The following is a 13166-nucleotide window of genomic DNA, read 5'->3' as shown; positions in this document are numbered from 1 at the left end:
GGTAATCATGGCGAAAAAACGAGGTTTGGCTGCCAATCGAGGTCTAGATGCCCTATTGGGATCAATCAAAAAAGAAAAGCAAATCACCGCCTCTGCTTTACGAGATGATAGGGTTGTGCATCATGACCTAGCAGTAGAAGAAACCTTGCCAGCTACAGCATTAAGTGTCTCGTCAGAGGCTATTGACTCTAAGCCTACTAAAGGTAGTAATGGGAGCGCTGAGCAGTCAGCTGTTGATACAATAAGTACTAAAACCGAAACTAAAACTGCAAAGGCCGCTAATCGCACTCGTACAGTACGTAATAGTGGTGCTAATAGTAAAGCTAGCACTCTTAAAGTACGTAGTCAGATTGATACTGGCGCTAGTGAAGATCAGATCAGTCTGATACAGATTGATGTGATGAAATTGCAAGCAGGGAAATACCAGCCCCGTCGTGATATGAGTGAGACTGCATTGGCAGAACTAGCTTCTTCTATTGAGCAGCATGGGGTGATGCAGCCTATTGTTATTCGACCCTTGCTAGCAACTGAAGATAAAAGCACGGCTATAGTTACTCACGAAATTATTGCTGGTGAGCGGCGTTGGCGTGCAGCAAAAATGGCAGGTAAAGCGGTCATTCCAGCGATTGAACGAGCGTTGTCTGATGAGTTAGCTATTGCCTTAGCGTTGATTGAGAATATTCAGCGTGAAGATCTATCGGTGATTGAGCAAGCCGCTGCTCTACAACGTTTCCATACAGAATTCGGCATGAGTCATGCGATGATTGCCGAAGTGGTTGGTAAAGCCCGCACTACAGTATCGAACCTACTACGGCTTAATCAGCTCCATGACACAGTTAAAGACCACTTAGCTAATAGCGCTTTAGATATGGGTCATGCTCGCACGCTATTGGCCCTATCCTCAGAACAACAACCGATTATTGCCCAGAAAATTATTGATGGTGGTATGACCGTGCGTGAAGCTGAAAAATTGGTTAAATCTATTTTACAACCCCCAGTAAAAGCTGATCCTGTGGCGGCAGTAGTAAGCCATGACGCTCAGCGTATGACTCAGCGTCTGACTGACGCGTTGGGAGCAGAAGTTAAGCTTAAGCATAAAAAAGATGGTCAAGGTAGTGTGGAGATATTTTTCCATGATCAACAGCAACTAGTCGCTTTGATTGAACAGTTGGCGGCACAGCATTAACCTTCTCAATGATAAATATTTTGACTAACAGATAACTATCTCATTAAGCAGTAGTAGCAGTAAGATGTATGGCAGGCAAGCTAGGGTTTTTAAACTTAAATACTAGTGCGGTATGCCTGTTGGCTAATTGATGCCACTATAAGCTCTAGTAAGCTACTGTAGAGCAGCATTAATTATCGCTAGTGTTGACTGATGATTGTTCAACACCGCGTAGCCTTTATATATAATTGATATATAAATACTAGCTACTGCTAAATATTGTCAATAACCGTTATATTGAAGCAATATAGCGTAAATAGTGGAATGCTACAATCTAGTGCTTTTGCTAACTTTATGTCTTATAGTTTATTTGGTTAATCCTAGACTATTAGTCATAATTTATTAATTGTATAAGTCACTCGCTATTGCTGTGGTTTGCATTGGACTAACCACCTTATATAAGTGAAAAACTCACAAAACATTATTTAAACTGAGGCTTTTATGAGCCAATCTTTGCAAGCTAATATAACCAAAACCTCTGCCGATAAGATGCAAGAGTCTGGGTCACCGCTACCGTTACCTCCTAAGCATAAAACTCTATTCCGTCTGTTAGCTTATCTAAAGCCGTATTGGTGGGCACTAGTATTGACGATCATTGGTTTCGCTATCAATGCCGGTACTGAGATTTGGATTGCTAAACTATTGCAATACATCACTGACGCTATCAATCAGAATGACCAAGCGAAACAAAATCTGTTTCCGCTGATTATTGTGCTGTTATTCTTCGTACGGGGTGTGGGTAGCTTTTTGGGTAACTATTATACGGCTTTAGTATCGCGTAACTTAGTCTATGAGCTGCGCGTGCAAGTGTTTAATAAACTGTTGCGCTTACCTAGCTCGTTTTATTTAGCCAATCCTTCTGGTACTATTTCCTCTAAACTTATCTTCGACGTTGAGCAAGTCACCGCAGCTAGTACTGACTCGATGAAGACTCTGCTGCGTGATGGCTTGACAGTAGTAGCGTTGATTGGCTTTTTGCTATATAGCAACTGGCGTTTAACCTTAATTTTATTTTTAGTGTTACCGCCTATATTATGGCTGATTCGTTTAGCCTCAAAACGCTATTTGACCCTCTCAAAAGATATTCAACAAACTATGGGTGATGTTAGTCATATTACCAATGAGGTAGTCACTGGTTATCAAGTTGTCAAAAATTATGGCGGTCAAGCCTACGAAGCGCAACGTTTCGATAATACTTCTAAGCGCAACTTGCGCCAAGGCATGAAGATAGTAGTAACTAATAGTATCAACACCCCAGCTGTGCAGCTATTAATGGCGATAGCGATGTCGGTGGTGGTATGGTTAGCTTTACGCCCTGCAGTGATTGATAATATCTCAGCGGGAGAATTCATCTCTTATATTGCTGCTGCAGGGTTACTCAGTAAGCCAGTACGCTCGTTAACTGATATCAATCAAAAGCTGCAAAAAGGCCTCGCCGCTGGTGAGTCTATATTTGCGCTACTCGATGAGCCTGAAGAGCAAAATACTGGCGTGCTCAGTCCCACACTTTCCGGTGAGATTAAGCTGGATAAAGTCAGTTTGGTTTATCCTGATTCAACTATTGCCTTACAAGATTTTAGCTTAGATATCCGTGCTGGCGAAACCATTGCGTTGGTGGGCCGAAGTGGTGCTGGCAAGTCCTCGTTAGTTAATCTATTGACTCGTACCTTGAACACCACTTCAGGGCAGATCACTATGGATGGTATGGCTATTGAAGACATCACTTTGGAGAGTCTGCGCTCACAGATTGCTATGGTCAATCAACAAGTAGTATTATTTAATACTACGGTATTTAATAATATTGCTTATGGTAGTTTGGCCAGTAAGTCGCAAGCTGAGGTAGAACGAGCTGCCAAAGATGCCTTTGCTCATGACTTTATTACTAAGATGCCCCAAGGCTATCAAAGTGAAGTCGGTGCCGAAGGCTTACAATTATCTGGCGGTCAGCGTCAGCGCTTATCTATCGCCCGTGCTTTGCTAAAAGACTCGCCTATTCTTATATTGGATGAGGCTACTAGTGCTTTAGATAATGAGTCCGAGCATTATATTCAACAAGCCCTCGATAACGTTATGAAAGATCGTACTACCCTAGTGATTGCTCATCGTCTGACTACTATTGAGTCCGCCGATCGCATTGCAGTACTAGATAACGGTAGGATTGTGGAGATTGGTACTCATGACGAGCTATTACAGAATAAGAGCTATTATGCGCAGATGTATGAGCGTGACTTTAAGTGATGGCATGGTTAAGTAATGAAACTGTCAAATAATGAAACGCTATTACAGTTAAAGGTCTATAACCTTTTAAGAGTGCAACAAAATATTAACTGAGCAAGTGACCAACCGGATAATTGAGTGAGAGCTAATAGATGAGTCTGGAGACGGCGATTACTAAGGCATGGCAACGTCAAGCGCTTTGGCTATGGTTACTATTGCCCCTTAGTTGGCTGTATGGTTTGCTGAGTCTAGTACGTCGTCAAGGCTATAAGCTTGGCTGGTTGCAGAGCTACCGTGCGCCTATTCCAGTAATGGTAATTGGTAATATTACTGTTGGTGGTAGTGGTAAGACTCCGCTTATTATGGCGTTAGTTGATTATCTACAACAGCATAAGCTACGAGTGGGTGTGATCAGTCGTGGTTATGGTGGCGATAGCGATAAGATGCCAGCTCTAGTGACTAGGACTAGCTTGCCAAATGAAGTAGGGGATGAGCCTAGTTTAATCGTCAGTATGACTGAGGTGCCGATGGCGGTATGCCCTAATCGACAACAAGCCATTGCTATTTTATTGCAAGCGCATCCTGACTTACAGCTAATAATCGCTGATGACGGTTTGCAGCATTATGCCCTGCAGCGAGACATAGAGTGGATAGTAGTCGATGTGGCTCGCGGCTTTGGTAATCAGCAGCTACTACCTACTGGGTTTTTGCGTGAGCCGCTGGCAAGACTGAATGGGGCGACTGTTATTGAGCATAAAAAGCTCGATAGTGCTGACTCTGAGTTCACCGCTCATCATCTAACTATGCAGTTGCAGCCGAATACTTTGCGGGCGTTGCGGGGCAGTTCAGTCGCTAATAATTGCAATGAGCAATCTTCTTCGCTGATAATACAGAGTGAGGCGCCTGTAGCAGGTAGCACTGTACATGCGGTTAGTGGTATCGGCTATCCGCAGCGATTCTTTGCTACTGCTGAGAGCTTAGGGTTAGTAGTGATCGCTCACCCTTACCCTGACCACTATGACTTTGAGTTGGCAGATTTATTGCAGTATCAGCAGTATCCTATCATTGTCACTAGTAAAGATGCAGTAAAAATAAGCGTGCTATTGGCCGATCACCTGAGTATGCCCGCCTCAACGGTAAGCAAAACTGACATTGAAGCTTTGCTTGCTAGAATTTGGGTATTACCAGTGACTGCTAAGCTATCGGCTAGTTGCTATGATGAGCTACAGCAGCAATTAAATAGTCTGGGGCTGAAGCTATAGTCAGTATTGATCGAAATGCAATTATTTACAATAGCTCGCTGCCACTATCATCATTTCAAAAAACAGATTTAAAAAAACAGATCTCAAAAAAATAGGATTCAATCATGTCGATCGTCTCATCGCCTGCTAAGACTCATATCGTCATTCCTGCGCGCTTTAAAAGTACCCGTCTACCTGGTAAGCCATTATTAGCTATTCACGGTAAACCAATGATACTTTGGGTCGCTGAAAAAGCAAAATCGGCAGATTTCGCTGATGACATGTGCATTGCTACTGATGACTTACGTATCGCTGAGGTTTGTCGTGATGCTGGGTTTGAAGTGGTAATGACTCGTAGTGACCATATATCTGGCACCGATCGTCTGGCAGAAGTGGCCGCTATAAAGGGTTGGGCACAGCAAGATATTGTCATCAACATGCAAGGCGATGAGCCTTTAGTACCCCCATCATTGTTGCAGCAAGTCAAAGATTTACTAGTACGAGATGAAGCTAGTGTTATGGCAACTTTGTATGAGCCGATTGAAGATAATGAAACCTTTAGACGACCTTCAGTAGTTAAAGTAGTAAGCGCTACTTACCCTATTAGCTATCAGTCCGGAAATAGTCCTGATAGTAGTACTAACCGTATTGAGTACCAGCGGGCACTGTACTTTAGCCGCGCCCCAATTCCTTGTGATCGTGATAGTGCTTTGGCAGAAAACCCAGAAGTAATAGCAGCAGCACCACAAAATGCTAAGCGTCATTTAGGCTTATATGCTTATCGAGTCAGCTTGCTGCAGCAGTTTGTACATTGGCTACCTACCGCCTTAGAAACCCTAGAGAGCCTAGAGCAACTACGCGTTTTGGAGAATGGGGGCGCAATTGCTATCCAAGCGGCAACCCTCAAGCTGCCAGCAGGAGTAGATACTCAGGAAGATTTAGAGCGCTTAAATGCTATGAGTTTAGCTGACTTTAAAGACTATACTGGCCAGTAAATAGCCTAAGTAAATATCTACTTTATTACAAATACTAGTATTTAAGAGCATCACTATAAACATTAATACTAGTCAAAAAAGCTAGTAGTTAGCGGCGTAATATATTTTGTATTTAGCTAGATTAAAAGAATAAAGGGATATCAAGCGTGGACGAGATCACCGACGACATTTATTTTGCAGAGCTATTACCTTGGCAACACCAATTATGGCAGCAAATAACAGCACGAGTGTTGTCGCCATCATCAGCTTTACCACACGCCTTATTAGCTGCTGGCATGCAAGGTATGGGCAAGCGCGCTTTTGTCTGGCGATTAGTGGCTTGGCTATTATGTCGAGAGCGTGATCAACATCCAGCTGGCGCTTGTGGTCATTGTGTCAGTTGCCAGTGGCTCAGATCAGGTACCCATCCAAGCTTACAAGTACTGCCATTAGCGCAAATGCCTATTAGTGTGGCGAGCGCCAACAGCAGTCAAGCCGCTGAGCTAGCAACTAAAACCAGCAAAAAGTCAGCCAAAGCGATTGCTAAAGCTTCCTTCACCATAAAAATTGACGATATTCGTGCCTTGCAACCTTTTATCTATCAAGGTGGGCAGGGTATACGTATTTGTGTCTTAGATTATGCCGAACAGATGACTATTGCTGCTGCTAATGCTCTACTAAAAACCCTTGAGGAACCCCAAGCGCAAGTGCATTTGTTCCTAATTAGTGATACGCCAACTCAGCTGTTACCTACTATTAAGAGTCGGGTGCAGCAGCTGCCATTGCAACAAATAGAAGCTAGCGCTGCCCAGCATTATGTTACCCAAGCTCTAGGTAGCACTATTAACCGTGAAGCTATTGGATCTTCGCAAATAGCGCAGTTATTGCAGTTGGCTAATGGCGCTCCGTTAGCGGCAATAGATTTAGCGCAAGCCGCTTGGTATAGTAAGCGCGTGCTTTGGCTAACCACATGGCAAGCCTTACGTAGTGGCAAACGTAGCGCTATAGCAGCTAGTGATTACTGGCAGAGTCAGCTGGATATAGCCGATTTTATAAAGTTGACTGAAATGATGATATTGGATATTCAGCGGGTCTGTTTAGGGCTAACAAGCAGTCAGCAAGATATAGAGTTGCCAAAAGTTATCACCACTTATCAGCCTAGTGAGGCTGCGCTTGAAGCTATGCTGTACCAACTACAGCAAGTGAAGATAGCTCTACAACAAAATGTGCAAGAAAAATTCGCCTATGATAAGCTGATGCAGCAGTTAGCACAGTTGTAAGCTTATCTATGCTAGTCAAGCACAGCAGTAAATAAGTATTTTAATGATTAAGGCTGGTCATAAACCAAGCTTAAACCTATCTTTTATATTAGGAGCTAACGATGGTAATGCCAAGTCGCGGTGGAATTATTAGTTGTCATATTACAGATATAGCAATGCTGTACGCCAGCTACTTATCTTTTGTAGATAATGGGGCATTATTTGTAGTAAGCGAGCGCATTCAGCAATTGGGTGATGAAGTATTCGTTGCCGTGACACTACCTAATTCTAGTGAGCGGTTGCCGATGAATGGCAAAGTGGTTTGGCTCAATCGCAAGGCTCAGGCCAATCGTCCGGCAGGTTTTGCGGTACAAATAGGCAAAGATGTTAGTGGGCAGAAGATCAAAAACGAAGTTGAGCATTTACTGGCCGGTAAACTTGATAGCCAGCAAGCGACTTATACTATGTAATTGCTAATTGCTGACTATTAGTCCTAAATATTAGATAGCTGCTAAATACTAGTTAGTTTGTCAGTATATAAGTTAGTAAGGGCACTATGATCTACAGCTTAGCAGCTATTATTTATTTCGTCCAGATGATGAAGAAATAATAACTGTTTTATTGGCTAAAAATGCTAATAGCGTGGGGGTACATACATATCATCAGGAATAGGTTCACGATAGTATTCATCATCACGCTTGCGTTCAGGCAGTTGAACTTCATCACGAGGGACATCGTCATAAGGTATCTGCTCTAGTAGATGAGCAATACAGTTAAGACGGGCACGTTTTTTATTATTACCCTCGACTACCCACCAAGGAGCTTCTGGAATATGGGTACGCTCAAACATAGTCTCTTTAGCTTTAGTATAATCTTCCCAACGCCGACGAGATTGTAAGTCCATCGCTGACAGTTTCCATTGCTTAAGCGGATCATGAATACGACTCATAAAGCGTGAATGTTGCTCATCATCAGTGATCGAAAACCAATACTTGACTAAGCGGATACCTGAACGTACTAGCATGCGCTCAAATTCTGGTACCGACTGAAAAAACTCCTCATACTGTGCATCGGTACAAAAGCCCATCACTCGTTCAACACCTACGCGGTTATACCAGCTGCGATCAAATAATACAATTTCACCTGCCGCTGGTAAATGAGCAACGTAACGCTGAAAATACCATTGAGTTTGCTCACGTTCCGTAGGGGCAGGCAAAGCTGCGACTCTACAAACACGTGGGTTTAAGCGCTGAGTGATACGTTTGATAGCACCGCCTTTGCCAGCTGAATCACGTCCTTCAAAGATTACTACAATACGCTCACCGCGATCAACTGCCCAATCTTGTAGTTTTATCAGCTCGCGCTGTAGGCGCACTAATTGTTGAAAATAAGTGCGGCGATCAAGCTTTTCTTGTTCGGTCATGACTAGCCCGTCAAAACGAGAGTCATTTATGTAGTCATCTATCTCGTTTTCGAGTTCTTCATCATAAGCATCGATCAAGTCCTGATGCATCTTACGGCGTAGCTCATCATCAAAAACTTCCTTATCCATTCGTTCAATGAAGTTATCACATTCAGCGGCGCTTAGTTCGCTAAGCTCTTTTGTGGTCAATGATTTTGGATCAATAGATGAGGGTATCTTAGCCATAATAAACTCCTAATAGCGGACTTAGACTTAGTCTATGGTTTTCAGCTCTACTTATATAGTATACCTTCAAAGCTGCTGGGTAATAAGCGCTTGTCTGTTAACGCCTAATTAATATAACTATCAAGCGATGACAGCTCCAACCATAAACAAAAAAATACCCTCTAATCCGGCGATTAAAGGGTAAGTAACAGTAGGCGAATATTCTATCCTAGAAGCTTACTTCTCTAAGATACAAGTAACTCCTTGGCCACCAGCAGCACAGATTGAGATTAGCGCACGGCCTGAGCCTTTTTGATCAAGTAGCTTAGCAGCAGTGGCTAATATACGACCACCCGTAGCAGCAAAAGGATGTCCGGCAGCAAGTGATGAGCCGTTAACGTTTAATTTACTACGATCTATCGAGCCTAAAGGTGCATCAAGACCTAAGCGCTGTTTACAGAAGCTTTCATCTTCCCAAGCTGCCATAGTAGACAATACTTGTGAGGCAAAGGCTTCATGGATCTCATAGAAGTCAAAATCTTGTAGAGTCAGACCTGCACGCTCAAGCATACGTGGCACTGCATAAGCAGGAGCCATCAATAGGCCTTCTTTATCACCAGATTTACCAATGAAATCTACCGCTGCGGTCTCTTGATGAACGATATAAGCTAACGGCTTAAGTCCACGCTCTTTAGCCCAATCTTCATTAGATAATAGTACACAAGAAGCACCATCAGTTAATGGGGTTGAGTTGGCCGCTGTCATGGTTGGATTGGCATTATTCTTACCAAAGGCTGGCTTCAACTTGCCCAGTTTTTCTATAGTTGAATCGGGACGTAAGTTATTATCACGAGTTAAGCCCTTATAAGGCGTTAATAAATCGTCAAAGAAACCTTCATCGTAAGCACGTGCTAAGTTTTTATGACTGTTAAAGGCTAGCTCATCTTGGTCTTCACGGCTGATATTCCACTCAAGCGTAGTAATCGCTTGATGGTCGCCCATAGATAGGCCCGTACGTGGCTCACCATTTTGTGGCGCATCGATTAAATCTTTCGGATCAAACTTGCTTAATGCTTGAAGACGCTGCTTCATGTTTTTGGCAGAGCCCAGCTTTAATAGGACTTTACGCAAGCCGTCACCAATAGCAATAGGAGCATCTGAGGTAGTATCAACACCGCCAGTGATGGCTGAATCGATGATACCCAAAGCAATTTTGTTCGCTGAAGCGAAGGTTGCTTGTACGCCTGTACCACAAGCTTGTGAGATATCATAAGCAGGTGTTTGTGGATTTAACGCTGTATTTAGGGCGGCTTCGCGAGTCAAGTTAATATCACGGCTAAGCTTAATTACCGCACCGGCAACTACTTCACCTAATAACTCATCTTGTAAGTTATAACGCTCGATTAAGCCGTTAAAGGCCGCAGTAAGCATATCAGTATTACTAGCCTCTGAATAAGCACCATTAGAGCGTGCGAAAGGAATACGGTTACCGCCTAAAATAGCTACACGATGCTGACCTGAGATCACTTTTGTAGTGCTTTTCTTAGCGGCAGGGCTCTTGGTGGCAATACTTTTATCAGTAGCACTTTTATCAGTAGAACGCTTAGTCGCAGAACTATCAGTAGCGGTAGTTTTTTGTTGCTTGCTATCCTCTTTTTGTTCTGGTTTCGGCTCTGATTTCTCTGCTAGTTTTTGCTCTTCTTTATTATCGCTAGCTTTTTTTAGTTGTTTTTCATCATCACTGTTATTGTCAGATTTTACACTGGCTCTTTCATCAGCATCTGCTGTATCAGGTGTCTTACTATCTTTATCAGTGTCAGCTGCGCTTGATTTCGCTGCTTTATCAACACTCTCAACAGCAGTATTTTCTTCTAGCTCTTTAGCTTCATTGATTAATTGGTCTTTTAGTTTGGCTTTTTTAGCCGTTTGATCATTTTCAGTAGTTTCTTGCACCGGTTTGCCAACAGCATCAACAATATCAGTAGCTTTTTTGAGCTCAGCAATAGAGTCGTAATGGGCGCTATTATCTTTATCTTCAGCTTTTGGGGTGGTAACCGTTTTACTAGCAGTAGCTACGGCCCCTTTTTTTACTACGGTACTGTCGATGACTGGACTATCTTTTGGGTTACTCATAATAGGTTCCTTAGGTATATATATAGTTAATTGTACAAAGTTAAAAAGTGCAGGCTGTATATCAGGTTATATAAAAAATATATAAAGCTAATAAGTCATGCGCTATGCTTCTAGTTTTCTAAAGTAAACAGTAGTATAAATAAGGGCGATACGCTTAGCATCATAAATTAACTGGTCAACAGTAAATTACTAGCATCAAGCCATTAAGTATCCAATATTTTGCTTTGCATACCGTATTATTAATAGTAGACCAAAGATGGCTTGTTAAAAACGTTCATAAGCCAAAATAAGCATAATAGTCGGATTAATGGAATAGGAAACGTTGAGCAGCATTAACAATGGTGAATATTATAGTTGCCTATAATAATAAGTTTTTATCATGCTATTGTAGGTCTTTAGCAAATCGAGTAACGGCTGTAGTGCTATAAGTAACTATAAATTAACACTGCAAAAAAATGATCCTTAGTAGAGAGTAAAAGTATAGCGCTACAGAACTACTCAGTATCTATAACCAAAGTTGCATAATGGCAGTTTTGATAATATATTGTTATCGTTATTCACATAAGCTATAACCTATAGGCTTGATTTTAACACAAGCCTTGCTAAGGTGATGATAAGCTAGTGGGCTATCTTGTATACTGGTTTGTTTACAGATTGCTATAGACAAGGCTGTTTTTTGGACATGTATAGTAGGGGCGTGTATAGTTGATAAAGTTTAAAACTCACTCACTAGTATTGATTACTCAACAGCTTTATTTAGCAGTAGTTGCTGGCAAAAGTTGCATACGCCCCAGTAACCGTAACGAGTAAAAAGTTGTTTATCAAAAAGTTGTACAAATTATTATTATAATTATCTGGGTTTTGTCGCTCTTGTGAAATATAAATTTGCTAAGCTATCTGCTATTAGCCGTATAAATTTTTCAGTATTTAACAGAGTCTAACCATCACCTTTATATGTTCAGCCTCTTAATTCTCACCCTTTTAATCTCAACCACAGGATTATGTTATGTCAGACCGTTATGGTAATTTTGTTAAATCGTCTATTGGCAAAAAAGTTGCAAAAAATTTAGGATTACCACTACCAGTAGGTTTAGATAGATTTGAGAGTGGTCAGCGTTTGGTACGTGGTAGTGCGCTGATTGGTTCAGCCACCGGCGATGATAGTCGTGTCAGCCAAGCTATTGCCGGAATTTTATCAGAGCTGCACGTCGAAGTTTTTGTTAATAGCGACGATGGTATCAAAGAGGCGCTTGCTGATGCTGGCGTGGAAGCTAAAGCCAGCACTAGTGGTGAAGACAAGTACAAAGTTCTATTGTTTGACGCTAGCAATATCAGTAACGCTAGTGAGCTTAAGCAAGTTTATGAATTCTTTCATGCCGTTGCACGTCGCGTTGAACGTTCAGGACGAGTAGTAATTATCGGTCGTCCACCAGAAGCTGCCGACGATATCGAAACGGCATTGGCTCAACGAGCACTTGAAGGTTTTATCAAGTCAGTAGGTAAAGAGTTCAAACGCGGTATTACTGCTCAGCTTATTTATGTGGCCCAAGGTGCTGAACAGAATTTAGATTCAACTTTAAGATTCTTTACTTCAGCGCGCTCAGCTTATGTATCAGGTCAAGTGATCCGAGTGGGTAATGGCACCGCTATCGATATCGATTGGACTCAGCCGTTAGGCGGCAAGACTATGCTTGTGACTGGTGCCAGTCGTGGTATTGGTGAAGCTATCGCTCGGGTACTAGCTCGTGAAGGAGCACACGTTATTTGTTTAGATGTCCCACAACAACAAGCGGACTTACAAAAAGTAGCCAGCGAGATTAGTGGCTCAACTTTATTGGTTGATATTACTACTGATGATGCTGGAGAGCAGATCGCAGATGCAGCGCAAAAGCGTGGCGGACTGGATGCTATTATCCATAATGCTGGCATCACGCGTGACAAAACTCTAGCCAATATGGATGAGCAAAAGTGGGATATGGTTATTAATATTAATTTGGCTAGTATTGCTAAACTTAATAAATATCTGCTTAGCCATGACGTTGTCAATCAAGATGCCCGTATAGTCTGCGTTTCATCAATTTCAGGCATCGCTGGTAACTTAGGTCAGACCAACTACGCTACCTCAAAAGCTGGCGTTATCGGTTTAGTAGATGCTACTGCTAAACAGTTAGCAAGTGGTGATAAAGGTATTACTATTAATGCAGTAGCACCAGGTTTTATTGAGACCCAAATGACCGAAGTGATTCCTTTTGCTATCCGTGAAGCGGGTCGCCGGATGAACTCTATGAGTCAAGGTGGACTACCAATAGATGTTGCTGAAACTATCGCTTGGTTAGCTTCTCCAGCTTCTGGTGGTCTCAATGGCAATACAGTACGGGTCTGTGGTCAAAGCTTGCTGGGTGCATAGTCTTACTGCATCTAGCTAAATGGCTCTAGTAATAAATGCTTGCTAAAAATTTGTTAATTAATATTGATAAAGCTGCCTGTGGG

At 42.3% G+C, this 13166-nt stretch carries 9 protein-coding genes; 7 read left to right on the top strand and 2 right to left on the bottom strand.

Annotated features, from left to right (window positions below; translation table 11 throughout):
• The first annotated feature begins 7 nt into the window (after nt 1-7).
• The 6 genes from KPY62_RS02795 to KPY62_RS02770 all read left to right on the top strand — a co-directional run bounded on the left by KPY62_RS02795 (nt 8) and on the right by KPY62_RS02770 (nt 7386).
• Nucleotides 8-1186, top strand: a complete 1179-nt coding sequence (locus tag KPY62_RS02795; protein ID WP_216580725.1) for a ParB/RepB/Spo0J family partition protein — start codon at nt 8-10, stop codon at nt 1184-1186.
• A 528-nt stretch (nt 1187-1714) separates the two neighbouring features.
• Nucleotides 1715-3463: a lipid A export permease/ATP-binding protein MsbA gene (gene msbA, locus KPY62_RS02790; RefSeq protein ID WP_416384051.1), complete on the top strand. Its 1749-nt coding sequence runs from the start codon at nt 1715-1717 to the stop codon at nt 3461-3463.
• Nucleotides 3464-3594: 131 nt separating this feature from the next.
• Nucleotides 3595-4704 carry a tetraacyldisaccharide 4'-kinase gene (gene lpxK, locus KPY62_RS02785; protein ID WP_216580723.1) on the top strand — a complete coding sequence of 370 codons (1110 nt, stop codon included), beginning with the start codon at nt 3595-3597 and terminating at the stop codon, nt 4702-4704.
• A 104-nt stretch (nt 4705-4808) separates the two neighbouring features.
• Nucleotides 4809-5678, top strand: a complete 870-nt coding sequence (gene kdsB, locus KPY62_RS02780) for a 3-deoxy-manno-octulosonate cytidylyltransferase (protein ID WP_216580722.1) — start codon at nt 4809-4811, stop codon at nt 5676-5678.
• A 137-nt stretch (nt 5679-5815) separates the two neighbouring features.
• The gene (locus tag KPY62_RS02775; RefSeq protein WP_416384050.1) at nt 5816-6937 is read left to right on the top strand and encodes a DNA polymerase III subunit delta'; all 1122 of its coding nucleotides are present in this window, start codon (nt 5816-5818) and stop codon (nt 6935-6937) included.
• A gap of 101 nt (nt 6938-7038) precedes the next feature.
• Nucleotides 7039-7386 (top strand): PilZ domain-containing protein, encoded by a 348-nt coding sequence (locus KPY62_RS02770; protein WP_216580721.1) that lies wholly within the window; start codon nt 7039-7041, stop codon nt 7384-7386.
• Between the two features lie 164 nt (nt 7387-7550).
• Here KPY62_RS02770 and ppk2 read toward each other — a convergent pair whose 3' ends face one another.
• Nucleotides 7551-8564, bottom strand: a complete 1014-nt coding sequence (gene ppk2 / locus KPY62_RS02765) for a polyphosphate kinase 2 (RefSeq protein ID WP_228730540.1) — start codon at nt 8562-8564, stop codon at nt 7551-7553.
• A gap of 216 nt (nt 8565-8780) precedes the next feature.
• Entirely contained in the window at nt 8781-10112 is a 1332-nt protein-coding gene (locus KPY62_RS02760; protein ID WP_416384049.1) for an acetyl-CoA C-acetyltransferase, read from the bottom strand.
• Nucleotides 10113-11682: 1570 nt separating this feature from the next.
• Here KPY62_RS02760 and KPY62_RS02755 point away from each other — a divergent pair.
• Nucleotides 11683-13083 (top strand): 3-oxoacyl-ACP reductase, encoded by a 1401-nt coding sequence (locus KPY62_RS02755; RefSeq protein WP_216580720.1) that lies wholly within the window; start codon nt 11683-11685, stop codon nt 13081-13083.
• Nucleotides 13084-13166: the final 83 nt, after the last annotated feature.

The organism is Psychrobacter sp. TAE2020 (assembly GCF_018919485.1).
Taxonomy (GTDB): Bacteria; Pseudomonadota; Gammaproteobacteria; order Pseudomonadales; family Moraxellaceae; genus Psychrobacter.
This window is presented reverse-complemented; position numbering and strand designations above follow the sequence as displayed.